At 65.1% G+C, this 24,125-nt stretch carries 22 protein-coding genes; 11 read left to right on the top strand and 11 right to left on the bottom strand.

Features of this window, described 5'->3' with window-relative positions; translation table 11 throughout:
* Positions 1-190: 190 nt before the first annotated feature.
* The 4 genes from mdh to ABIA90_RS07950 all read right to left on the bottom strand — a co-directional run bounded on the left by mdh (position 191) and on the right by ABIA90_RS07950 (position 4,195).
* Entirely contained in the window at positions 191-1,159 is a 969-nt protein-coding gene (mdh, locus tag ABIA90_RS07965) for a malate dehydrogenase (protein ID WP_063980412.1), read from the bottom strand.
* 264 nt (positions 1,160-1,423) lie between these two features.
* Positions 1,424-2,608: a cell division protein ZapE gene (gene zapE, locus ABIA90_RS07960; protein WP_354118469.1), complete on the bottom strand. Its 1,185-nt coding sequence runs from the start codon at positions 2,606-2,608 to the stop codon at positions 1,424-1,426.
* Positions 2,609-2,848: 240 nt separating this feature from the next.
* Positions 2,849-3,385 (bottom strand): RNA 2',3'-cyclic phosphodiesterase, encoded by a 537-nt coding sequence (gene thpR / locus ABIA90_RS07955; protein ID WP_063985994.1) that lies wholly within the window; start codon positions 3,383-3,385, stop codon positions 2,849-2,851.
* Positions 3,386-3,559: 174 nt separating this feature from the next.
* The gene (locus ABIA90_RS07950; RefSeq protein WP_354118468.1) at positions 3,560-4,195 is read right to left on the bottom strand and encodes an arylesterase; all 636 of its coding nucleotides are present in this window, start codon (positions 4,193-4,195) and stop codon (positions 3,560-3,562) included.
* A 55-nt stretch (positions 4,196-4,250) separates the two neighbouring features.
* Between ABIA90_RS07950 and ABIA90_RS07945 the strand changes: the two genes are divergently transcribed.
* From ABIA90_RS07945 to ABIA90_RS07930, 4 genes are all read left to right on the top strand, one after another.
* The gene (locus ABIA90_RS07945) at positions 4,251-4,973 is read left to right on the top strand and encodes an ABC transporter ATP-binding protein (RefSeq protein WP_071908649.1); all 723 of its coding nucleotides are present in this window, start codon (positions 4,251-4,253) and stop codon (positions 4,971-4,973) included.
* The gene (locus ABIA90_RS07940) at positions 4,970-7,540 is read left to right on the top strand and encodes an ABC transporter permease (RefSeq protein ID WP_354118467.1); all 2,571 of its coding nucleotides are present in this window, start codon (positions 4,970-4,972) and stop codon (positions 7,538-7,540) included. The genes ABIA90_RS07945 and ABIA90_RS07940 overlap by 4 nt, the downstream gene beginning before the upstream one ends.
* Positions 7,541-7,810: 270 nt before the next feature.
* On the top strand, positions 7,811-8,602 hold the full coding sequence (locus ABIA90_RS07935; protein ID WP_014490629.1) for a Bax inhibitor-1/YccA family protein: 792 nt from the start codon (positions 7,811-7,813) through the stop codon (positions 8,600-8,602).
* Positions 8,603-8,904: 302 nt separating this feature from the next.
* Positions 8,905-9,432 carry a GNAT family N-acetyltransferase gene (locus ABIA90_RS07930; protein WP_354118466.1) on the top strand — a complete coding sequence of 176 codons (528 nt, stop codon included), beginning with the start codon at positions 8,905-8,907 and terminating at the stop codon, positions 9,430-9,432.
* Positions 9,433-9,579: 147 nt separating this feature from the next.
* Here ABIA90_RS07930 and ABIA90_RS07925 read toward each other — a convergent pair whose 3' ends face one another.
* From ABIA90_RS07925 to acnA, 3 genes are all read right to left on the bottom strand, one after another.
* The gene (locus ABIA90_RS07925; protein WP_063980407.1) at positions 9,580-9,951 is read right to left on the bottom strand and encodes a DUF2794 domain-containing protein; all 372 of its coding nucleotides are present in this window, start codon (positions 9,949-9,951) and stop codon (positions 9,580-9,582) included.
* A gap of 575 nt (positions 9,952-10,526) precedes the next feature.
* Entirely contained in the window at positions 10,527-11,303 is a 777-nt protein-coding gene (locus tag ABIA90_RS07920; protein ID WP_063985992.1) for a DUF1223 domain-containing protein, read from the bottom strand.
* Positions 11,304-11,520: 217 nt separating this feature from the next.
* Complete coding sequence (gene acnA / locus ABIA90_RS07915; protein WP_063980406.1) at positions 11,521-14,241, bottom strand: aconitate hydratase AcnA; 2,721 nt, start codon at positions 14,239-14,241, stop codon at positions 11,521-11,523.
* A gap of 243 nt (positions 14,242-14,484) precedes the next feature.
* Between acnA and ccmA the strand changes: the two genes are divergently transcribed.
* From ccmA to ABIA90_RS07890, 5 genes are all read left to right on the top strand, one after another.
* Entirely contained in the window at positions 14,485-15,087 is a 603-nt protein-coding gene (gene ccmA / locus ABIA90_RS07910) for a heme ABC exporter ATP-binding protein CcmA (protein ID WP_354118865.1), read from the top strand.
* Between the two features lie 268 nt (positions 15,088-15,355).
* Positions 15,356-16,024, top strand: a complete 669-nt coding sequence (gene ccmB, locus ABIA90_RS07905) for a heme exporter protein CcmB (RefSeq protein ID WP_028150494.1) — start codon at positions 15,356-15,358, stop codon at positions 16,022-16,024.
* Positions 16,025-16,115: 91 nt separating this feature from the next.
* On the top strand, positions 16,116-16,847 hold the full coding sequence (locus tag ABIA90_RS07900; protein ID WP_038932544.1) for a heme ABC transporter permease: 732 nt from the start codon (positions 16,116-16,118) through the stop codon (positions 16,845-16,847).
* A complete protein-coding gene (ccmD, locus tag ABIA90_RS07895) occupies positions 16,844-17,029 on the top strand; it encodes a heme exporter protein CcmD (RefSeq protein WP_014490637.1) in 186 nt (61 codons plus the stop codon). The genes ABIA90_RS07900 and ccmD overlap by 4 nt, the downstream gene beginning before the upstream one ends.
* Before the next feature lie 10 nt (positions 17,030-17,039).
* Positions 17,040-17,633 (top strand): DsbE family thiol:disulfide interchange protein, encoded by a 594-nt coding sequence (locus ABIA90_RS07890; RefSeq protein WP_135215833.1) that lies wholly within the window; start codon positions 17,040-17,042, stop codon positions 17,631-17,633.
* A 196-nt stretch (positions 17,634-17,829) separates the two neighbouring features.
* Here the strand turns inward: ABIA90_RS07890 and ABIA90_RS07885 are convergent, their stop codons facing one another.
* Together ABIA90_RS07885 and ftsY are read right to left on the bottom strand one after the other, a co-directional pair.
* A complete protein-coding gene (locus ABIA90_RS07885) occupies positions 17,830-18,432 on the bottom strand; it encodes a septation protein A (RefSeq protein WP_135215834.1) in 603 nt (200 codons plus the stop codon).
* Positions 18,433-18,554: 122 nt separating this feature from the next.
* Positions 18,555-19,499 carry a signal recognition particle-docking protein FtsY gene (ftsY, locus tag ABIA90_RS07880; protein WP_354118465.1) on the bottom strand — a complete coding sequence of 315 codons (945 nt, stop codon included), beginning with the start codon at positions 19,497-19,499 and terminating at the stop codon, positions 18,555-18,557.
* Positions 19,500-19,559: 60 nt separating this feature from the next.
* On the opposite strand from ftsY, the gene ABIA90_RS07875 reads away from it, so the two are divergent.
* Positions 19,560-20,261, top strand: coding sequence for an RluA family pseudouridine synthase (locus ABIA90_RS07875; protein ID WP_354118464.1), 702 nt, complete (start codon positions 19,560-19,562; stop codon positions 20,259-20,261).
* A 248-nt stretch (positions 20,262-20,509) separates the two neighbouring features.
* The gene (locus ABIA90_RS07870) at positions 20,510-21,619 is read left to right on the top strand and encodes a DUF2336 domain-containing protein (protein ID WP_354118463.1); all 1,110 of its coding nucleotides are present in this window, start codon (positions 20,510-20,512) and stop codon (positions 21,617-21,619) included.
* 157 nt (positions 21,620-21,776) lie between these two features.
* On the opposite strand, the gene mtaB is transcribed toward ABIA90_RS07870, so the two are convergent.
* Together mtaB and dapF are read right to left on the bottom strand one after the other, a co-directional pair.
* Entirely contained in the window at positions 21,777-23,030 is a 1,254-nt protein-coding gene (gene mtaB, locus ABIA90_RS07865; RefSeq protein WP_354118462.1) for a tRNA (N(6)-L-threonylcarbamoyladenosine(37)-C(2))-methylthiotransferase MtaB, read from the bottom strand.
* The gene (gene dapF / locus ABIA90_RS07860; RefSeq protein WP_354118461.1) at positions 23,030-23,905 is read right to left on the bottom strand and encodes a diaminopimelate epimerase; all 876 of its coding nucleotides are present in this window, start codon (positions 23,903-23,905) and stop codon (positions 23,030-23,032) included. Before dapF ends, mtaB begins: the two co-directional genes overlap by 1 nt.
* Positions 23,906-24,125: the final 220 nt, after the last annotated feature.

Here is a 24,125-nt window from a genome sequence, read left to right as displayed (position 1 = left end):
ACCCGCGGGCGGTGACCTCTAGGGCCCACCTCAGTCTTGTGGCTGGCATACCATATACCACAGGAACTGCAACCCGGATTCTTTGACATCGAGATCTCTGGACTGCGGACCCGGAACCCGCCCGACGCGGGGCCCGGAAATGAAACCGCCGAAGACCGGTTTTTCGATCTTCGGCGGGGATTGCTCTCGCTTAGCGGCCGAGAAGATCGGGTGCGATCTTCTTGCAGGCATCGACCAGGCCCTGTACGGCGCCGACCGACTTGTCGAACGCCTCGCGGTCCTTGCCGGTGAGCTCGATCTCGACGACGCGCTCGACACCCTTGGCGCCGATCACGACGGGCACACCGACATACATGTCCTTCACGCCGTATTCGCCGTTGAGGTAGGCGGCGCTGGCCAGCACGCGCTTCTTGTCCCGCAGATAGCTCTCGGCCATCGCGATCGCGGAAGCAGCAGGCGCGTAGAAGGCCGAGCCGGTCTTGAGCAGATTGACGATCTCGGCGCCGCCGTTGCGGGTGCGGTCGACGATCTCGTCGAGGCGCGCCTGCGAGGTCCAGCCCATCTTGACGAGGTCGGGCAGCGGAATGCCGGCGACGGTGGAGTACTTCACCAGCGGCACCATGGTGTCGCCATGACCGCCGAGCACGAAGGCGGTGACGTCCTCGACCGAGACGTTGAACTCGTCGGCCAGGAAGTAACGGAAGCGCGAGGAATCCAGCACGCCGGCCATGCCGACGACCTTCTTGTGCGGCAGGCCCGAAGCCTTCTGCAGCGCCCACACCATCGCGTCGAGCGGGTTGGTGATGCAGATGACGAAGGCGTCGGGGGCGTATTTCTTGATGCCGGCGCCGACCTGCTCCATGACCTTCAGGTTGATGGAGAGGAGATCGTCGCGGCTCATGCCGGGCTTGCGCGGCACGCCGGCGGTGACGATGCAGACTTTGGCGTTGTCGAGGGCTTCGTACGAATTGGCGCCGGTGTAGTGCGCGTCAAAACCGTCGACCGGCGAGGACTGGGCGATGTCGAGCGCCTTGCCCTGCGGCACGCCCTCGGCGATGTCGAACATCACCACGTCGCCCAGTTCTTTCAGGCCGATGAGATGAGCCAGCGTTCCGCCGATCTGACCGGAGCCAATCAAAGCAATCTTGTCGCGCGCCATGTGAACCTGTCCTTTAGACACGTTAAGGAGGGGAAAACTGAGACGGGTGGTTATCCCTTTCGCTCCCCCCGTTCAAGTCGGTGGATGCCCAATTGTCGGGCTTGGCGAACATTGAAGCGCATCCCTGTCATTCCGGGGCGCGACGAAAGTCGCGAGCTACGATGCGCAATTGCGCATCTGAGAATCCATAACCACCAGCGGGAGTATGGATTCCGGGCTCGTCGCTTCGCGACGCCCCGGAATGACAGCGCTGGCAAATAGGACTTAAGTCTCCACCAGGCCCTTGGTGGAGCCGCTGGCGGTGGAATCCTTGCGGCCGTGAGGCAGCGCCAGATAGGATTCCGAGCTCATCTCGATCAGGCGCGACGCCGTCCGCTTGAACTCCATGGCCTCATTGCCCTCGTGGGCGAGGTAGAGCGAGATCGGATTGGCATCGGCCGAGGCCATCAGCTTCACGGCATTGTCATAGAGCGTATCGATCAGCGTGATGAAACGCTTGGCGGCGTTGCGCTGGGAAAAATCCATCACTGGAATATGGTCGACCAGAATGGTGTGATAGTCGTGCGCGAGGCGGAGGTAGTCGGACGCGCCGAGCGGTTTTTCGCAGAGATCCGCAAATCCGAACCGCGCCACGCCATGGGCCGAGCACGGCACGTGCAGGATGCGGCCCTTGAACGAAATATCGCGCGACTTGCATTTGGCGCCGCCGGTCATCTTCGACCAGGCGCGGTCGAGGGCCGCGTCCGCGTCGCCGTCGGCCGGCGTCAGCCACATCGGCACGCCCTGAAGCTTTTCCAGGCGGAAATCCGTGCGCGCATCGAGCCGCAACACGTCCATGTGGTCGGTGATCTGCTTGATGAAGGGCAGGAACAGCGAACGGTTCAGGCCGCCCTTGTAGAGATCGTCGGGCGCGACGTTGGAGGTCGCGACGACCACGGTGCCGAGCTCGAACAGCTTTGCAAACAGGCGACCGAGGATCATCGCGTCCGCGATGTCGGTGACGTGGAATTCGTCGAAGCAAAGCAGCCAGCTTTCCTCGAAGATCGCGTTCGCGGTCAGCGTGATGACGTCGCCATCGGCGATCTCGCCGCGCGAGATGCCCTGGCGATAATCGTAGATGCGCTCATGCGCTTCCGCCATGAACTCGTGGAAATGCGCGCGGCGCTTGTGCTCGACAGTACTGTGCTGGAAGAACAGGTCCATCAGCATGGTCTTGCCGCGGCCGACTTCGCCATGGACGTAGAGCCCGCGCGGCGCCTCGTCCTTGTCGCCGCTGAACAAACGGCTGAGCAGGCCCTGCTTGCGCTGCGGCTTGTAACTCGCGAGCCGCTGGTCGAGCGCCGCATAGGCTTCGGCGATTTCGGCCTGCGCAGCATCGGGCTCGATCGCGCCGGACGCGATCTGGGCCTGGTATGCCTCGCGGAATGAGGAACTGGGGGTGGAGAGCATGGCTCTTTACCGCCAGAGATGCGCGGAAATTGCAAGCCGTGAATTGGTGGGCGGGGTATGCGTTCCGCGTCCCGGACGCGCTACGGGAAGCAGTGACGGTGCGCAGAGCGGGGACCCACTATTTCGTACATCCATCGTGGAGCGATGGGCCCCGGCCCAGCAGCGCACCGCCGTAGCGTGTCGAAGACGCGCGTAAACGCGCTGATGGCGCTGCGCCGCGTCCGGGGCACGAGAGCGGTGCTACTCACACAACTCGTAGGCGTCCTCGACCACATAGGGGCCGCCGCCGGTCGATGCGCGGGACGAGAATAAGACAAACCGTTCGGCCATGAACGCCTTGCTCGGGAAGTAACCGCGCAGCGAGAGATAGTCGGCGACGTCGCGGTCGGACGCGTCGTGCAGCCGGGCCAGCGTGACATGCGGGGTGAACTTGCGCCCCTCAGGGTCGAGGCCGATCCGCTGCATCATGCGTTCGAGCTCGGCCTGCAATTCCATCAGCGGCTTGCTCGGCGCGATGGTTGCGACCACCGCGCGCGGCTTGCGGCCGCCGAAGCTCATGAGCCCCTGCACCTTCACCTCGAAGGGCTTGCGATCAACGCGAAACAGCATCGATGCGATCTCGTTGGCGGACATGCCGTCGATATCGCCGATGAAGCGCAGGGTAACGTGATAATTTTCGGGATCGATCCAGCGGGCGCCGGGAAGGCCGCCCCGCAAATTGGAAAGCGTCTGGCCGATCTCGGCCGGAATTTCCAGACCTGTGAACAAACGCGGCATCGTTTCGCACTCCCGATGCTTGGGCATGATCCCTGGGAAGGATCATATCCAAATTGTAGAGCCGGCGACGAATCACCGGTACCCTGATTCCTATCGCAGTTGTGTGACTCTGCGAAGCATCGCGCGCCTCACCCCGGTAAAACCCTGGGAATTACGGTTAGCGCTGCCCGCTTTTCAGCGGCGCTGCTCGCTTATGTTGCGCAAAAATGCCTCCACCGTGGGCATGATGTTGTTAACGATGATGTCGACGCCGGCCGCGGTCGGATGAATGCCGTCGGCCTGGTTGAGCTTGGCGTCGGCCGCGACGCCGTCGAGGAAGAACGGATAGAGCGGCACGTCGAATTTTTTCGCAAGATCCGGATAAATCGAATTGAAGCGCGCGGCGTATTCCGCGCCGTAATTCGGCGGCGCCAGCATGCCGCACAGCATCACCGCGATCTTGCGTGTCTTCAATCGCTGGACAATGTCGGTCAACGCGGTCCGCGTCAAATCGGGGTCGATGCCGCGCAGCGCGTCGTTGGCGCCGAGCTCGACGATCACGCCGTCGGTTCCGTCCGGGACCGACCAGTCGAGCCGGTCACGGCCGCCGGACGAGGTGTCGCCGGACACGCCGGCATTGGTCATGTCGACCGCTATGCCTTTGGCTTGCAAGGCTTTTTGAAGTTTTGTGGGAAATGCGTCCTGGGCCGGGAGGCCGAGGCCGGCGCTCAGGGAATCGCCGAGAACGACAAGCTTGACCGGCTTTGCCGCTTCGGCCCATGCCGGATCAACCGCCGTCATCAAAGCGATCATCAACACGGCTATGTGCATGAAGAATCCGTAACGCCTCTCGACCGCGTATGCGGAGTTGCCATATGACCGGACCATGGATAGTCGCATCGAAACCTCTTCGCTCGCCGGCACCGCGCCGGACACCATCGCCATCTCCAACGTCAATCTTTCATTGGGTACGGGCGCGGCACGCGTTCACATCCTCAAGGATATCAGCCTGCGGGTCGCCTCGGGCGAGACGATCGGCCTGATCGGCCCGTCAGGCTCGGGCAAATCCACGCTGCTGATGGTGATGGCGGGGCTGGAGCGTCCTGATAGCGGAGAGGTGGTGGTGTCAGGCACGCCTTTCAATGCCCTCGACGAGGACGCGCTGGCCCGCTTCCGCGGCCGCCAGGTCGGCATCGTCTTCCAGTCCTTCCATCTGATCCCGACCATGACGGCGCTCGAGAACGTCGCCGTGCCGCTCGAACTCGCCGGCAACCCTGACGCTGCAAGACGCGCGGCGCAGGAGCTGCAATCGGTCGGGCTCGGCGATCGCCTGCATCACTATCCGACGCAGCTGTCCGGCGGCGAGCAACAGCGCGTCGCGCTCGCCCGCGCGCTGGCGCCCGATCCCGCCATCCTCGTCGCGGACGAGCCGACCGGCAATCTCGACGAGGCCACCGGAAAACAGATCGTCGATCTTCTGTTCAACAAACACGCCGAGCGCGGCATGACGCTGGTGCTGGTCACGCACGATTCCTCGCTCGCGCAGCGCTGCGATCGCGTGATCCGGCTGCGCTCCGGCCGCATCGACACCCAGTCTGCGCCGGCATGAGCATCGCAGCCGAACCGTTCCCAAAACCCAACGGCGTCGCGCTGTCGCTGCGCTACGCGCTGCGCGAATTGCGCGGAGGCCTGCGCGGCTTCTATGTCTTCATCGCCTGCATCGCGCTCGGCGTGATGGCAATCGCCGGCGTCGGCTCGGTCTCGGCGAGCCTGAGCGACGGTCTCGCGCGCGAGGGCCGCACGCTGCTCGGCGGCGACGTCTCCTTCGTGCTGTTCCAGCGCGAGGCGAAGCCCGAGGAAGTCTCCTTCCTGCGCTCGCGCGGCACCGTCTCCACCGCCGCGACCTTGCGCGGCATGGCGCGCTCCGCCGACGGCCAGCTCGCGCTGGTCGAGATGAAGGCGGTCGACGACACCTATCCGATGCTGGGTCAGCTGACGCTGGCGCCGCCGCTGCCGATGTCCGACCTGCTCGCGGAGCGCGACGGCGCGTTCGGTGCCGCCGCCGATCCGACGCTGCTGGCGCGGCTGTCGCTGAAGACCGGCGACCGCGTCACCATCGGGAGCGCAACGTTCCAGATCCGCAGCACCGTCGAAGCCGAGCCCGACAAGCTCGCCGGCGGCATCGGTTTCGGGCCGCGCTTCCTGATCAGCGAGGCGGGCCTGCGCGCCACCGGCCTGATCCAGCCCGGCAGCCTCGTGCGCTGGGTCTACCGGGTGAAGCTGCCTGACACCGGCAACAGCGAGCGCGCCACCGACGCCTTCATCGCGGACGCGCGCAACGCCGCGCCGCAGGCCGGCTGGGAGATCCGCAGCCGCTCCAATGCCTCGCCGCAGCTCGAGCGCAACATCAACCGCTTCACGCAATTCTTGACGCTGGTCGGCCTCGCCGCGCTCCTGGTCGGCGGCGTCGGCGTCGCCAATGCCGTCAAGAGCCATATCGACCGTCGGCTCGAGGTCATCGCGGCCTTCAAGGCGGTCGGCGCCACCGGCCGCGACGTGTTCGGCATCTATCTGGCGCAGGTCCTCCTGCTGGCGGGAATTGGCTCGGTGATCGGCCTTGCGCTCGGCGCCGCCATGCCGTTCGCCATCGTCGGCCTGTTCGGAAAACTGCTGCCGCTGCCGGTGGTGCCGGCCGTGCATGCCGACGAGCTCGCGCTGTCCTTCGTCTACGGCCTGCTCACGGCGCTCGCCTTCGGCCTGTGGCCGCTCGGGCGTGTGCACGACGTGCCTGTCGCCGCGCTGTTCCGCGACACCATCAGCTCCGAATGGCACCGGCCGCGCTGGAGCTATGTCGTGTTCATGGCCGTCGTGATCGCGCTGCTGATCGCGGTCGTGATCGGATTGTCCTTCGACAAGCGCATCGCCGCGGTGTTCGTGGCCTCCTCCGTCGTCGTGTTCGCCCTGCTCCGCGGCATCGCCGCCCTGCTGATGACGATCGCGCGCCGGCTGCCGCGCACGCGTCTGCCGATGCTGCGGCTGGCGATCGCCAACATCCACCGGCCGGGCGCACTGACGCCCTCCGTCGTGCTGTCGCTCGGGCTCGGGCTCGCCGTGCTCGTCACCATCACCCAGATCGACGGCAATCTGCGCCGGCAGTTCCTTGCGGCCCTCCCCGAGCACGCGCCGTCGTTCTTCTTCATCGACATCCCGAGCACGCAGGCCGAGCAGTTCGACGGCTATCTGCGCCGGATCGCGCCGGGCGCAAAGGTCGAGGACGTGCCGATGCTGCGCGGCCGCATCGTCGCCGCGCGCGGCGTGCGTGCCGAGGACCTCAAGCCCACCACCGATTCCGAATGGGTGCTGCAAAGCGACCGCGGCCTGACCTATACCGCCGAGCTGCCGAAGGGTTCCAAGGTGGTCGAGGGCGAATGGTGGAGCGCCGACTATTCCGGCCCGCTGCTGGTCTCGATGGAGAAGAAGATCGCCGACGGGCTCGGCCTCAAGCTCGGCGACGAGATCGTGGTCAACGTGCTCGGCCGCGACATCCCGGCCAAAATCGGCAATCTGCGCACCATCGACTGGCAGGGCATGGGCATCAATTTCGTGCTGGTGTTCTCGCCCAACGCCTTCAAGGGCGCGCCGCACACCCATATCGCGACGCTCACCGAGGCCGGCGGCACTGCGGCCGGCGACGGCAAGATCATCAGGCAAGTCGCCGACACCTATCCGATGGTGACGAGCGTGCGCGTGCGCGAGGTGATGGAGACGGTCGGCTCGGTCGTGACCAATCTGGCGCTCGCGATCCGCGGCGCCAGCGCGGTGACCCTGATCTCGGCGATCCTGGTGCTGGGCGGCGCGCTCGCCGCCGGCCACCGCCACCGGGTCTATGATGCGGTGATCCTCAAGACCCTCGGCGCGACCCGGCTGCGGCTGCTCGGCGCCTATGCCCTCGAATACCTGCTGATCGGACTTGCCACCGCGGTGTTCGGCGTGATCGCCGGCAGCGTCGCGGCCTGGATGATCGTGACGCGACTGATGACGCTGAGTTTCGTCTGGCAGGCCGGCAGCGCGGCCGGCGTGGTCGCGGCGGCCTTGGTCGTCACGGTCGGACTTGGGCTCGCCGGGACGCTGCTGGCATTGAACAAAAAGCCCGCCACGGTGTTGCGGAATTTGTGACAAATGGTAGCGGGCGACCCCGCGATGTCGGAATCGCACGATTCCAGCGATTAACCACGTCTGCTCGCCAGGATTGCGGGCGAGGGCGACATTCAGCCGCGCGTGGACGGTTGCAGCGAATGTGTTAGTTTCCCACATATCCAATGGGTTCGGACCCCCGATTATGAGCCAGAATTTAGTCGGCACAGATCGGTATCCGAGATAGAATTTGACGAACCGGCGGCATGGCGACCCTCATGCCGGACCGGGCTAACCAACGGGAATTCGACCATGTCGGACCTAGACCGTAACTACGCTTCTCCTTTCGGCAGGGCCGCCGGGCGTGTTGACGCCGCGACGGTCGATGCCGGCCTGCGCGCCTATATGCTGCGCATCTACAATTACATGAGCATCGGCCTCGCCATCACCGGCCTGGCCGCGCTCGGCGTCTATATGGCCGCCGTGACCGACGTTCCGACCCCAGAAGCCGTCCGCGTCGGCAAGCTGTTCCTGACGCCGTTCGGCTACGCGATGTTCGTCAGCCCCCTGAAGTGGCTGTTCATGCTCGCGCCGCTCGCGATGGTGTTCGTAATCTCGGCGGGCATCAACCGTCTCGCCCCCTCGACCGCGCAGATCCTGTTCTGGGTGTTCGCGGCGCTGATGGGCATCTCGCTGTCCTCGATCTTCCTGGTGTTCACGCACACCTCGATCGTGCGGGTGTTCTTTATCACCGCGGCCACGTTTGGCGCACTGAGCCTCTACGGCTACACCACCAAGCGTGATCTGACCGGGATGGGCTCGTTCCTGTTCATGGGCCTGATCGGCATCATCATCGCGAGCCTGGTCAACCTGTTCCTGGCGAGCACGATGCTGCAGTTCATCGTGTCCGTGGTCGGCGTGCTGGTGTTCGCCGGCCTCACCGCCTGGGATACCCAGCGACTGAAGAACGACTACATCTACGGCTACGCCTCGGCCGGCGGTGACATCGCAGAGCGTGCGGCCATCACCGGCGCGCTGTCGCTGTACCTGAACTTCATCAACCTGTTCACGCTGCTCCTGCAGCTCCTCGGCCAGCGCGACTAAGCGCTTCGACGAGGGAACGGATACGAACCCCGGCCGAGAGGCCGGGGTTTTTGTTTGGGCCGGGATGCGCGACGCCCCCCGCCGTCATCGCCCGCCTTGTGCGCAATTGCGCACTGAGGCGGGCGATCCAGTACGCCGCAGCGGCTCGGTTCTAGCCGCGCTGTCTCGGAGTACTGGATGCCCCGCCTGCGCGGGGTATGACAGCGGAGAAGATTGGAGGGCTGCTGCGCTGGCAATGACGGAGCATGGGGAAACGGCGTTGCCCCTTCCAGTGACCGCGGGAAGGCTCTAATCTTCCTCCCATGTCCGCACCTGAGATCAGGCCCGCCATTGAGGCCGACCTTCCCGCCATCACCGCCATCTACAAGCAGGCCGTCCGCGAGGGCACCGCGACATTCGAGCTGGCGCCGCCGGATCTCGCCGAGATGACGCGCCGCTACCGCGCGCTGATCGACGGCGGCTATCCCTATTTCGTCGCCATCCTCGATCGTAGCGTCGCCGGCTATGCCTATGCCGGCGCCTACCGGCCGCGGCCGGCCTACCGCTTCACGGTCGAGAACTCGATCTATCTCGATCCCTCGTTCCTCCGCCGCGGCATCGGCTCGTTGCTGCTGGAGCGGCTGATCACCGAATGCGAGGCGCGCGGCTTCCGCCAGATGATCGCGGTGATCGGCGATTCCGCCAATGCCGGCTCGATCGGCGTGCACACGCGCGGCGGCTTCAAGATGATCGGCACGCATCCGAATGTTGGCCTGAAATTCGGCCGCTGGCTCGACACGGTGATGATGCAGCGGGATCTGGGCGAGGGCGCAAGCACGGTGCCGAAATAACCTCGGTCTCGTAGGGTGGACAAAGCGACTTGTCCGCCGTAGCTCGGAGAGCGAAGGCGGAAGCGTGCCCAGATGCCCGGCGATTGAGGAAAGATGGTGGGCACGGCGCGGTGCGCCTTTGCCCACCCTACGGCACCGTCCGTAAGGCTAAACCACCGCCAGCTTGCGATCGATCACCAGCAGCACGCGCTCGAGCTCGTGGCCGCGGCGCAGGATCAGGCCGGTCGCCGAGATCACGCTGTACATGCCCTGCTTGCGCGCCAGCCGCGGGTCCTTCTCGATGCGATAGATCGGCACTTCCGAGGCGCGGCGGAAGACCGAGAACACCGCGCGGTCCTTCAGGAAGTCGATGGCATAGTCGCGCCACTCGCCGTCGGCGACCATGCGGCCGTAGAGGTTGAGGATGCGGTTCAGTTCCAGCCGGTTGAATGTCACCCGGTTGGGTTGGGCATTCGCAGCGGTGGGGCGCGCCACTGCGCGCTGCTCGCTCGGATCGGCATCCTCCGGCGTCAGACTCATCGAGCGCCTCCTCATCTCGCGGCATGATCGCATCCGCGAAGGACCGTCCCCGGAACCGCGGATCATGACAATTGCATGATCGCGCCAACCGTTCCCCGCCGCAAGGGGCTCTTCACTCAACTGATTGAATCGGGTGCGAATCGGAGCACACGCAGGAGTGGAATTCTGTCGCGGCAAACCGTCACGGGATCGTTAGAAGGAATCTTGATATCGCCGCTTTTCCGCCAAGCGCCTGCCGCCCTGCATTGCGAAAAGACCTGTGTGCGTTGACCCGGTCCTTTCGGTTCCGGATTCCTCAGCCCCCAGCCCCCCGGGGCCGTCAGGATCGGGTCTGTACGCGCGACAAGGAGGGCCAACGCAAGTTGGTCCTTTTTGGTTTGTGCCGAGATGTTTCCGGCACGTCCAACTTCTCTCTGATTAACGCGAAGGCAACTCTCTCCCCTCATCCTGAGGAGCCGCGAAGCTGCGCCTGCATGGTTCTCGCGGCGATGCGTAGCATCGTCCGCCTCGCGCGTAAGGGCGCTCCTCACCATGAGGCGTGAGAGCGAGTATGACGCGAGTGAGAGAAATCGGATCTAGTGCAGCGACGTGTACGCCGCGCCGAGCATCGCACCCGGCTTCTCACGGCTGCCGTCCTGGACATAGACCACAGCGCCGTCGACGCCGTCGCGCGTGAGATTTTCCAACGGCACCGTCCAGCTTTCCGGACGCCCGTTCCAGTCGCCGACCTTGAGCAGGTTGCGCACGACGTTGTGATAGGTGATCTGCTGTCCGCGATTTTCGCCGCGGCTGATTGCGATCGGCACCGATTTCGTGATCGAGCAGATCCAGACCTCACCGTGCGAGACCGCCGACTCCTTGCTCGCCGCCACCGAGACGTTGATCTGCTTGCCTGCAAGCGACATCGTCACCGGCACGCTCATTACGCCTGTGCCGTTGTCGGTCTTGCCGATCGCGCTCTCGATGCCGGCGCGGTCGCTGCCGATGACATGCGTCGAACCGTTGACCACGACTTGCGGCGTATAGACCTCGCGGTCGCCGCGCATGCGCGAATAGGCGCGCTGCCGCGCCGAGAAGCGCGAATCCGCAAGCGTGTCCTTCCAGCCGAGATAATCCCAATAGTCGATCGGCATGCTCAGCGCGATGATCGACGGGTCGTTGGAGAGATCGCCGATGACCTGGTCGGCGGGCGGGCAGGAGGAGCAGCCCTGCGATGTGAAGAGCTCGACTACGGCGCGAGGATCAGCCTCGGCGGGACGGATGACGGCGACGATGGCGCAGATACCAAGTGCTCCCGACCAGAGTGCACCGGACCAGCGCGAAACCAGATTAGAAGCCATCATTGCAGTCATGTTGAACGTCACACCTCGCACGCGTGGGGGAAGATCCTATCGCCTGATGGTCACCGTAGTCTTACGGGCATCGTACACTCAACCGTCCGGGGCGAGGTTTTCCGCCGAGCGGGACCATCGGACGCGTGTTCTAACGCACGAGGGCGGCCTTGTGATAGGCCGCCCTCGTTTAACCTTCTACTCACGTCGCGGTGAGCCACCGTTCACAAATTCGCGTTTAGGCCGCGAGCTTGCGCAGCACGTAGTGCAGAATGCCGCCGTTCCGGTAGTAATCGAGCTCGTCCAGCGTATCGATGCGGCAAAGCAGCGAAACACGCTGCAACGAACCGTCGCCGGAGACGATCTCCGCGGTCAGCTTCTGACGCGGCTTCAGGTCGCCGACCAGGCCGCGCAGCGTGACCTTCTCGTCGCCCTTCAGGCCGAGCGACGACCAGGAGGTGCCTTCCTCGAAGGTCAGCGGCAGCACGCCCATGCCGACCAGGTTGGAGCGGTGGATACGCTCGAAGCTCTGGCAGATCACGGCGCGGACGCCGAGCAGGCGCGTGCCCTTCGCAGCCCAGTCGCGCGAGGAACCGTTGCCGTATTCGGCACCGGCGAACACCACCAGCGGCACCTGCTCCTGCTGGTACTTCATCGCGGCGTCGTAGATCGACATCTGCTCGCCGTCGGGCCAGTGCTTGGTGAGACCGCCTTCCGGGATATTTCCATCAGCGCCCTTCAGCATGAAGTTCTTGATGCGGATGTTGGCGAAGGTGCCGCGCATCATCACTTCATGGTTGCCGCGACGCGTGCCGTACTGGTTGAAGTCGGCCGGACGCACCTGGTGTTCGCTGAGATATTTGCCGGCGGGCGAGGTGAGCTTGATCGAACCGGCCGGCGAGATGTGGTCGGTGGTGATCTTGTCGCCGAACATGGCGAGGATGCGCGCCTCGATGATGTCGGTGACCGGCTCCGGCTCCTTCTTCATGCCGTCGAAATAGGGCGGGTTCTGCACATAGGTCGAGCTCATGTTCCAGCGGTAGGTCTCGCTCTCGACCGTCTTGATCTTGCGCCAGTTGGTGTCGCCCTTGAACACGTCTGCATACTTCTTCTTGAAGATCGACGCGGTCACGAACTTCTTCATGAAGGCGTTGATCTCCTTCGTCGTCGGCCAGATGTCCTTGAGGTACACCGGCTTGCCGTCCTTGCCTTCACCGAGCGGCTCGACGGCGAGGTTCTTGGTGACGCTGCCCGCGAGCGCGTGGGCGACGACCAGCGGCGGCGAAGCGAGATAGTTCGCCTGCACGTCCGGCGAGACGCGGCCTTCGAAGTTGCGGTTGCCGGAGAGCACGGCGGCCGCGACGATGCCGTTGTCGTTGATCGACTTCGAGATCTCCTCGGGCAGCGGACCGGAATTGCCGATGCAGGTGGTGCAGCCGAAGCCGACCAGGTTGAAGCCGACCTTGTCGAGATCAGCCTGCAGACCGGAATCGGCGAGATAGGCCGCGACCACCTGGCTGCCCGGCGCGAGCGACGTCTTCACCCACGGTTTTGCCTTGAGGCCCTTGGCGGCAGCGTTGCGCGCAAGCAGGCCGGCGCCGATCAAGACGCTCGGATTCGAGGTGTTGGTGCAGGAGGTGATGGCGGCGATCACGACGTCGCCATGACCGATCTCGAAGTTCTTGCCGTCGACGGCAAAGCGCTTCCCGGGCTCGTCGGTCTTCTTGTACTCGGTGCCGAGCGCGAGCGAAAAGCCTTCGGCGACCGACGGCAGCGCGATGCGGCCTTCGGGACGCTTCGGACCGGCCATCGAGGGAACGACGTCGCCGAGGTCGAGGGTCAGCGTTTCCGTGAACACCGGATCGGCCGACTTGGCGGTGCGGAACAGGCCCTGCGCCTTGGCATAGGCCTGCACCAGCGCGACGCGCGCCGGAGCGCGGCCGGAGGTCTTGAGGTAATCGAGCGCAGCAGCGTCGACCGGGAAGAAGCCGCAGGTCGCGCCATATTCCGGCGCCATGTTGGCGATGGTCGCCTTGTCGGCGACGGACAGGTGATCAAGGCCGGGACCGAAGAACTCGACGAACTTGCCGACCACGCCGAGCTTGCGCAGCATCTGCGTCACGGTCAGCACGAGGTCGGTCGCGGTGACGCCTTCCTTCATCGCGCCCTTCAGCTTGAAGCCGACGACGGTGGGCAGCAGCATCGACAGCGGCTGGCCGAGCATGCAGGCTTCCGCCTCGATGCCGCCGACGCCCCAGCCGAGCACGGCGAGACCGTTGACCATGGTGGTGTGGGAGTCGGTGCCGACCAGCGAGTCGGGATAGGCGACCTCGAAGGTGCCGGTCTTCTTGCCGACCGTCATCTTCTCCTTCTTGGTCCAGACCGTCTGGGAGAGATATTCGAGATTGACCTGATGGCAGATGCCGGTGCCGGGCGGCACGACCGAGAAGTTCGAGAACGCCTTCTGGCCCCACTTCAGGAACTCGTAGCGCTCCTGGTTCTGCTTGTATTCCTCGGTGACGTTCTTGCCGAAGGCCTTGTTGTCGCCGAAGAAATTCACGATCACGGAGTGGTCGATGACGAGGTCGACCGGCACCAGCGGATTGATCTTCTCGGCATCGCCGCCGAGCTTCTGCATCGCGTTGCGCATCGCGGCGAGATCGACGACGGCCGGCACGCCGGTGAAATCCTGCATCAGCACGCGGGCCGGGCGGAATGCGATCTCATGCTCCAGCGACTTCTTGCGCAGCCACTTCGACACCGCCACGATGTCTTCCTTCTTGACCGTGCGGCCGTCCTCGTTGCGCAGGAGGTTCTCGAGCAGAACCTTCATCGAATAGGGGAGTTTCGAAATTCCCTTCAGACCATTCTTCTCGGCCGTGGGCAGGCTGTAATAGACATAGGTCTTGGCGCCGACCTTGAGGGTCTTTTTGCATTTGAAGCTGTCGAGCGAGGTCATGTAGGAAATCCCAATTGTTAGTTATACCCGGCAAGGGGTATTTTAACACCGTCAGCGAGTCCGGCTGGGTCGCTTGCAGGGGCAGGTTGAGTTGCTGCATCAAGTAGTTCCGGGCTTATAGAAGCTTTCTAACCGCGCCGCCACAGCCACAATCGTGCCGCAGCAATCCGCGAGCCAAAAATTCCCATGCGCTACCCCAAGATTTCCTGAGGCCAGGCTTTGAGCGGATTGAACCAAGGCAAGATGCAGCTATCCGGACGCGGGGTTGTCTGCGTGCGCGGCGGCCGCGAGGTGTTTTCCGGGCTCGATTTCGAGGCGGTCTCGGGCGAGGCCGTGGCAGTCGTGGGCCGCAACGGCTCGGGCAAGACCTCGCTGCTGAGGCTGATCGCGGGCCTGCTGATTCCGGCCGGCGGGACAATCGCGCTCGACGGCGGCGATGCCGAGCTGACGCTGCCGGAGCAGTGCCACTATCTCGGCCATCGCGACGCCCTGAAGCCGGCGCTGAGCGTGGCGGAAAACCTGTCATTCTGGGCTGATTTTCTGGGCGGCGAGCGCAGTGATGCGGCCAAGAGCCTCGCCATCGTCGGGCTCGATCACGCCACCCAATTGCCGGCCGCCTTCCTGTCCGCCGGCCAGCGCCGCCGCCTGTCGCTGGCCCGGCTGCTGACGGTGCGCCGCCCGGTCTGGCTGCTGGACGAGCCGACCACGGCGCTGGACGTGGCCGGCCAGGAGATGTTCGAGGGCCTGATGCGGGAGCATCTGGCCCGGGGCGGCATGATCATTGCGGCGACGCATGCACCGCTCGGCATCGATTCGCGGGAGCTTCGAATCGGGGGGATGGTATGAAGTGGGGGGACCCTCAGTTTTCCGAGCGGCTGGGTACCAGCCTCTCCGTTCCCTCCCCCCTTGCGGGGGAGGGTCAGGGAGAGGGGTGCGGCACGGTAGGGCGATTCGGTTCTAGCGCTGGGGAGGCGAGCGCTCTGTTGCTCGCCGTCAACGCTTCAAAAGCATCTCTCCCGGGGCTACCCCTCTCCCCCGCCCTCCCCCGCAAGGGGGGAGGGAGCGCAGTGTGCGTGGGGCTGGCAGACACGAATCTCGCCATCGAGGCCACCCCATGACCGCCCTGTCCGCCCTCATCCGCCGGGATATCCGGATCGCGCTCCGTGTCGGCGGCGGGGCGCTGATCGGCGTGCTGTTCTTCCTGACCGTCGTCGTGCTGATGCCGTTCGCGGTGGGGCCGGATCTGGCGCTGTTGTCGCGGCTGGGGCCGGCGATCCTGTGGCTCGGCGCGCTGCTGGCGAGCCTGCTCACCCTGGACCGGCTGTTCATGGCCGACCACGAGGACGGCTCGCTCGACCTGATCACGATGAGCCGGACGCCGCTGGAACTCGCCTGCGCCGCCAAGGCGCTGGCGCATTGGCTGGCCGCGGGCCTGCCACTGATTGTCGCAACCCCGGTGCTCGGCCTGCTGCTCAACCTCGACATGGTCGCGACCGGGGCGGTGGCGCTGACGCTCCTGGCCGGTACGCCGGCGCTGACCTTCACCGGCATGATCGGCGCGGCGCTGGCGGTGACGCTGCACCGGGGCGGACTGTTGATGGCCGTGCTGGTGCTGCCGTTGTCGATCCCGGTGCTGATTTTCGGCGTCGCGGCCTCGCAGGCCGTGATCGTCGGCCCGATGACGTTCGGCGCGCCGTTCTCGATCCTGTGCGCGCTGTCGCTGGTCAGCCTCGTCATCGGCCCCTTCGCGGCGGCGGCGAGCCTGCGCCATGGTCTCGATTGAGATGGACTGGATTGCCCTTGACCCCGATCAACTTTCGCTGCGCGCTTTTATGCTGATTGCGTGAGTGCTGACCTGTGATTATCAGAATACCATGACGCTGATCGACCTCGCCAATCCGACACGGTTCCTCGCGCTGACGGCGCGGGTGCTGCCGTGGCTTGTGGCCGCGACCGTCATCCTGCTCACCATCGGCCTCTACCAGTCTGCCCTCGCGCCCGACGACTACCAGCAGGGCGCGACGGTGAAGATCATGTTCATCCACGTGCCCAACGCCTGGCTGTCGATGTTCGTCTGGGGCGTGATGAGCATCGCCTCATTGGGCACGCTGGTGTGGCGGCATCCGCTCGCCGACGTCGCCGCCAAAGCCGCCGCGCCGATCGGCGCCGCCTTCACCTTCCTTGCGCTGCTCACGGGATCGCTGTGGGGCCGGCCGATGTGGGGCACCTATTGGGAATGGGACGCGCGGCTGACCTCGGTGCTGATCCTCTTCCTGATGTATCTCGGCCTGATGGCGCTGTGGCGCGCGGTCGAGGATCCCTCGCGCGCGGCACGCGCGGCCGCGGTGCTGACGCTGGTCGGCGCGATCAACCTGCCGATCATCAAGTTCTCGGTCGACTGGTGGAACACGCTGCACCAGCCGGCGTCGGTGATGCGCATGGGCGGCTCGACGCTCGACAAATCGTTCCTGATCCCGCTGCTGCTGATGGCCATCGCGTTCACGCTGCTGTTCGTCACGTTGCACCTGGCGGCGATGCGCAACGAGATCCTGCGCCGCCGCGTCCGCTCCTTGCAGATGATGCAGGCGAGCCAGAAGGCCGCATGACGATGTCACTTGGTCCCTACGCGTCCTTCATCGTGACGTCCTATGCCGCGGCCGCGCTCGTGGTCGTGATTCTGATCGGCTGGATCGTGCTCGACTATCGCAGCCAGACCGAGCGCTTGCGCGAGCTCGACCGCAGCGGCGTCACGCGCCGCTCCGGACGCAGCGCAACGGACACGCCATGAGCGATCAATCATGAGCGATCAACCGACTTCCGCTCCGCCGCAGCGCCGCACCTTCCTGATGGTGCTGCCGCTGATCGCCTTCATCGCCCTGGCGCTGCTGTTCTGGTTCCGGCTCGGCAGCGGCGATCCCTCGCGGATTCCGTCCGCGCTGATCGGCCGGCCGGCGCCGCAGACCGCACTGCCGGCGCTCGAGGGATTGCAGGCCGACAATTCGCAGGTGCCGGGCCTCGATCCCGCCGCGTTCAAGGGCAAGGTCAGTCTCGTCAATGTCTGGGCGTCCTGGTGCGTGCCTTGTCATGACGAAGCACCGCTCCTGACCGAACTGGCAAAAGACAAGCGCTTCCAGCTTGTCGGCATCAACTACAAGGACGCGGCCGACAACGCGCGCCGTTTCCTCGGCCGCTACGGCAACCCGTTCGGCCGCGTCGGCGTGGATGCCAACGGCCGCGCCTCGATCGAATGGGGCGTCTATGGCGTGCCGGAGACGTTCGTCGTCGGGCGCGAAGGCACCATCGTCTACAAGCTGGTGGGACCGATCACGCCGGACAATTTGCGGACCGTGTTGTTGCCGCAGATGGAGAAGGCGTTGAAGGCGGGGAGCTGACGTCGTCGGCAGTGCGAGCGAACAAGCCAGCTACAAACACCGCTGTCGTGCCCCGGCTTGACCGGGGCATCCAGTACGCCGCGGCCTCACCGTATCTCACGACTGTCTCTGGAATACTGGATCACCCGGTCAAGCCGGGCGATGACAGTTGAGTGTTTGGCCGCATTTCAGCTCGCAATGACGAGCTGAGAGACCGCTACCCCTTCCGCACATCCCCCGCGTCGGCCTCGCTCGCCTCCAGCGACGCCGGCTCGATCCCGTAGCGCTTGGTCAGCGGCATCTGGGCGATGGCGAAGATCATCGTGATCGGGGTGACGCCGAACACCTTGAAGTTCACCCAGAAGTCCGTGCTCTGGGTGCGCCAGACGATCTCGTTCAGGATGGCCATGCCGGCGAAGAACAGCGCCCAGCGCAGCGTGAGGATGCGCCAGCCCTGCGGGGTCAGGTTGAACATCTGGTCGAACATCACGGCGATGAAGGAGCGGCCGAACAACAGCCCGCCGCCGAGGATCGCCGCGAACAGGCCGTAGATGATGGTCGGCTTGACCTTGATGAAGGTCTCGTCGTGCAGCACCAGCGTCAGCGTGCCGAACACCAGCACGATCACGCCTGTCACGATCGCCATGATCGGAATGTGGCGCGTCACCACATAGGACGCGATCATCGCCGCCACGATCGCGACCATGAAGGCGCCGGTCGCGGCGAACAGATTGAACTTCGCATTCACGAAGAAGAACACGAGCAGCGGACCGAGCTCGGTCGCAAGCTTGAACAGCGGATGCGGCTGGGTCTTGTCCATTCTCTCTTCCGTCTCTCCCATCCTTCGAGACGACCGCTTCGCGGTCTCCTCAGGATGAGGACCTCATGTGTGGCACGACCTCATCCTGAGGAGCCGCGCAAGCGGCGTCACGAAGGATGACGCTATTCGATTCCGGCGATAGCGCGGGCGAAATCGCGCGCGGTGAACGGCGCGAGATCGTCGACGCCTTCGCCGACGCCGATGAAATGCACCGGCAGTTTGAATTTCTCCGCGAGCGCCACCAGGATGCCGCCGCGCGCGGTGCCGTCGAGCTTCGTCATCACGAGGCCGGTGACCCCCGCCGTGCGATGGAAGGCCTCGACCTGCGACAGCGCGTTCTGGCCGACGGTGGCGTCGAGCACAAGCAGCACGGCATGCGGCGCAGTGTCATCCACCTTGCGGATCACGCGCACGACCTTTTCGAGCTCGTTCATCAGCTCGGCCTTGTTCTGCAAGCGGCCGGCGGTGTCGATCAGGAGCACGTCGACGCTCTGCTCCTTCGCCGCCGTCAGCGCGTTGAAGGCGAGGCTTGCCGAATCCGAGCCCTGCGTGCCGGCGATGACCGGCGTCCTGGTGCGCTCGCCCCAGACCTTGAGCTGCTCGATCGCGGCCGCGCGAAACGTGTCGCCGGCGGCCAGCATCACCTTGCGGCCTTCGGATGCGAATTTTTGCGAGAGCTTTCCGATGGTTGTGGTCTTGCCGGAGCCGTTGACGCCGACGACGAGGATGACGAACGGCTTCCTGCCCGCGTCGATCTCGAGCGGCTTTGCCACCGGCGCCAGCACCTTCTCGACCTCGGTGGCGACGACGTCCTTGACCTCGTCCGCCGAGATCGCCTTGTCATAGCGCCCCGTGCCGACGGCGTCCGCGATCCGCACCGCGACCGACGTGCCGAGGTCGGCGCGCAGCAGCACGTCCTCGATGTCGTCGAGCATGGCGCGGTCGAGCTTGCGCTTGGTGACGAGGTCGGCGACCGCGGTCCCGAGCGAGGACGAGGTACGCTTCAGCCCGTTGGACAGGCGGCGCCACCAGCTCAGCTTGGGGGGATCTGACGTGGTATCGTTCATGGTGGCGGTGTGTTAGCCGTTCCGGCTCCCAAACGAAAGTGTTGACCGAAAGTCTTGCAATTGCTCGATGTTCCCGAATTGACCGCCGACGAGATCCTGGCGCGCGTGCTCCATCGCGACGGGCTGATGCTGGTCATCGACAAGCCCGCCGGCCTGCCGGTGCACCGCGGCCCCAAGGGCGGGGCCAATCTGGAAACGTCGTTCGACGCGCTTCGTTTCGGCCTGCCGCGGCCGCCGGTGCTGGCCCACCGGCTGGACAAGGACACCTCCGGCTGCCTCGTGCTCGGCCGCCATCGCAAGGCGACGGCCTCGCTCGGCCTCCTCTTCAAGCACGGCAAGATCGGCAAGACCTACTGGACCGTGGTCGAGGGCGGCCCTGCCGAGGACGAAGGCACCATCGACATGCCGCTCGGCCGGCTCAATGCCGAGCGCGGCTGGTGGCAGAAACCCGATCCCGAGGGCCAGAAGGCGATCACGAACTGGAAGGTGATGGGCCGGGGCGACGGGCTGACCTGGCTCGCCATGGAACCGGTGACCGGCCGAACCCATCAATTGCGGGTGCATTCGGCCGCGACCGGCTGGCCGATTTTCGGCGATAACATTTACGGCAACGGCCCGCGCTTCGGCGAGCCGCGGCTGCATTTGCATTCCCGCGAGATCGTGGTGCCGATCTCCCGGAACAAGGAGCCGATCCGCGTGGTGGCGCCGGCCCCGCCCCACATGCACGAGAAGCTCCGCGCCTGCGGGTGGAACGAGGAATAGTTTTAGCCCCTCATGGTGAGGAGGCGCGTCAGCGCCGTCTCGAACCATGAAGGCCCGACTGTCGCCCGCGGCCATCCTTCGAGACGCCCGCTTCGCGGGCTCCTCAGGATGAGGAGCAGTGGCCGGTCCGGGAGCAAAGCAGTGCTCGCCTTCCGCCCCGTGGTTTACGAAACGTTCAGTGCTCGTCTCTATTGATAGCGATTGCTTAGAACAAGCTTCCGTCATTCGCTCAGGACGAGCAACGCGTCATGTCCACGGCCGAGTTTTCGATCATCGATGAAGTCGAATCAGCGATTCGGCTCGGCTCGGCGGAAAAGGGCCTGGAAACGGCCCGCCGCGTCACCGACCTGTTTCTCTCCTCCGCCGGAAGTTTTGGCAACGAGCAGATCGCGCTGTTCGACGACGTGCTCGAGCGCCTGATCGGCACCATCGAGCTGCGCGCCATCGCCGACATGGGGGCACGCGTTGCGCTGGCCGAGATCAGCGCGCAGCTTGCGCCGATCGCGCAGGCGCCGCCCTCCGTGATCCGCCGCCTCGCCAATAATGACGAAATTCGCATCGCCGGCCCCGTGCTCCAGGAATCCGCGCGCCTCGACGATGGCGAGCTGGTGAAGATCGCCTCCAGCAAGGGCGAATCGCATCTGCTCGCGGTCGCCGGTCGCTGGTGGCTCAAGGAGATCGTCACCGACGCGCTGCTGGCACGGCGCTATCCCAGCGTCAGCCGGCGGCTTGCCGCCAATCCCGGCGCGCGCGTTTCCGGAAACGGATTTGCCGTCATCGTCGGGCAGGCCGAGGCCGATCCCGAGCTCGCCGTGAGCGTCGGCGTCCGCGTCGACCTGCCGTCCGACTTGCGCCGCCGGTTGCTGCGCTCGGCCACGGATACCGTGCGGACCCGTCTGCTGTCGCGCGCACCGCCGCATCTGTTCGAGGAGATCCAGGGCGCGATCGCCGCCGTGACCGTCGGTGTCGAGCGCGAGATGTCGGGCGTCCGCGATTTCGAAGGCGCCAAGCGGGCCATCGCGAATCTCAAGGCGACGGGCCAGCTGACCGAGGCGACGCTGCTCGGCTTCGCCACACAGCGGCGCTACGAGGAAACCGTGGCTGCATTAGCGGCCCTGTCCGGATCGACCGTCGAAGTGATTCGCCCGCTGATGCAGAGCCTGCGCGAGGACGGCTTGCTGGTGCCGTGCAAGGCGGCCCAGCTCAGCTGGGAAACCACAGCCGCCGTGCTCGAGAGTCGCTTTGCCACCGGCGCGATGAAACCCGCTGATATCGCGAGGGCGAAAAGCAATTACGCGCGAATGACGTCGGAGAACGCGCGGCGGACGCTGCGATTCTGGCAGGTGCGGGCGTTGTAGGCTCTTCCCCTCTCCCCTTGTGGGAGAGGGTGCATCGCGAAGCGAGGCGGGTGAGGGGTCTCTCTCCGCAAACTCAACTCCGCGCTTGCGGACGCAACCCCTCATCCGGCGCTTCGCGCCACCTTCTCCCACAAGGGGAGAAGGAAGCAAGCACTGCTTACGTGGTGAGCCGCTCGCCATCGCTGCCGGCAATCATCAGCGGCACCACACGGCCAATACGTTCGCCCGCGATCGCCACCGGCAGATAATGCTCCGTGCGGCCCTGGCTGTCGCTCTCGATCAGCACGTCACGCGTGGCGCCGGCCTCGGCTTGCAACCGCCGTCGTAACGCCGCTTCGCCCGCCGTACGCAGCCGCTTCGCACGCTCCTTGATCGCACCGCCTGCGACCTGCGGCATCCGCGCGGCCGGCGTGCCGGGGCGTGGCGAATACGGGAAGACGTGCAGGAACGTCAGGCCGCACTCCTCCACGAGATCCAGCGAGCGCGAAAACATCTCCTCGGTCTCGGTCGGAAAGCCCGCGATGATGTCGGCGCCGAAGGCGATATCCGGACGCAGGCGGCGAACCTGGTCGCAGAACGCGATCGCGTCGTTGCGCGAATGCCTCCGTTTCATGCGCTTCAAAATCATGTCGTCGCCGGATTGCAGCGACAGGTGCAGATGCGGCATCAGGCGCGCATCGTCGCCGATGGCATCCAGCAGATCGGCATCGGCCTCGATCGAATCGATCGAGGAGATGCGCAGGCGCTTCAGCTCCGGCACATGCCGCAAGATCTGCTTGGTCAGCATGCCGAGTCTCGGTGCACCCGGCAGGTCGGCGCCATAGCTGGTGAGATCCACACCGGTCAGCACGATCTCGGCATGGCCGCGCGCAACCAGCGCCCGCACCTGATCGACCACCGCGCCCATTGGCACCGAGCGTGAATTGCCGCGGCCGTAGGGGATGATGCAGAACGTGCAGCGATGGTCGCAGCCGTTCTGCACCTGCACGAACACGCGCGGCAGGCCGCTCGCAAAGCCGTCGATCAGATGCGGCGCCATCTCCTTCACCGCCATGATGTCGCTGACGGCGATTTTTTCGCTCGCACCGAGATCGAACGCGGCACGCGCATCGCGCCAGGCTTCGCTGCGCATCTTGTCGTCATTGCCGAGGACGCGATCGACCTCGGCCATGTCCGCGAACATCCGGCTCTGCGTCTGCGCCGCACAGCCGGTGACGACGATGCGCGCGCCCGGCCGTTCGCGCTTCAATTTACGGATCGACTGGCGCGCCTGCGCCACCGCCTCGTTGGTGACGGCGCAGCTGTTGATGACGATGGTATCGGAAAGGCCAGCGCCTTCAGCCTCGCGGCGGATCAATTCGGCCTCGAAGGCATTGAGGCGGCAGCCGAAGGTGACGACGTCGACGGCCATCAGCCGACCGGCGCGAACAGCGCCGGATCGAAGGAGCCCTCATATTCGAAGGTCGCGGGGCCCGTCATCAGCACGTGGTCGTCGTTTTCACGCCATTCGATCCCGAGCTTGCCGCCGGGCAGCGTGATCTCGACATCGCGCTCGGTCCGCTTCAGCCGCGCGGCCGCAACAGCGGTCGCGCAGGCCGCCGAACCGCAAGCTCTGGTCAGGCCCGCGCCACGCTCCCAGGTGCGGATCGTGATGTGCTGGGGATCGACGATATGGGCGAGCGTGATGTTGGCACGTTCGGGGAAGATCGGATGATTTTCCAGCAGCGGACCAAAACGCTCGAGATCGTAGGCGTTGACGTTCTCGATCCAGAAGATCGCATGCGGATTGCCCATGCTCACCACCGAGGGCGAATGCAGGATCGGATTGTCGATCGGCCCGATCTGCAATTCGATGTAACGGGTGTCGCGAAACTCTTCCGCCAGCGGAATGTCCTGCCAGCCGAATTTTGGCGCGCCCATATCGACGGTGTAGAGATCGGGCGCCGGGCCCTGCCAGCAATTGAGCAAGCCCGCAGCGGTCTCGAACGTTGCCGTGGTCTGCCCGGTCTTCTCGAAGATGCGCCGCACCACGCAGCGCATGCCGTTGCCGCAGGCGCCGGCCTCGGAGCCGTCATTGTTGTAGATGCTGATGAAGGCCTCGGTACCGTCGAACCGCGGCTTCCGGAGCACCATGAGCTGGTCGTAGGGCACGCCGCCCGGCGCGGACGCGACCGCGCGGGCGTCGTCCGGCGTCACCGGCGCGGCGGAATCACGCATGTCGACAACGACGATCTCGTTGCCGATGCCGTTCATCTTGGCAAATGCGTGGTTGGCCAGAGCGCTCATGAAATGTCCCGAATTTCGCCTGCCTTATATGGCGATCCTTGGCGGCTTGGCCAGTGATTTGCCGCCATAGCCATGACGCATCTGTCATGGGACGAATTCGGCACTCGCGTGTTAGAACGGCACGGTTCGCACAATCCGGGACGCGCGGCCGGCTCAGGGCCTTGGGGACGTAAGGCCTTGGCGACGTAAGGCTTGGCGGATAAGCCCTTGGGGAGAATAG

Source organism: Bradyrhizobium sp. LA6.8 (assembly GCF_040547935.1).
Taxonomy (GTDB): domain Bacteria; phylum Pseudomonadota; class Alphaproteobacteria; order Rhizobiales; family Xanthobacteraceae; genus Bradyrhizobium; species Bradyrhizobium barranii.
Note: the sequence above shows the minus strand (reverse complement) of the source record. Positions and strands in the feature narration are given on the sequence as shown.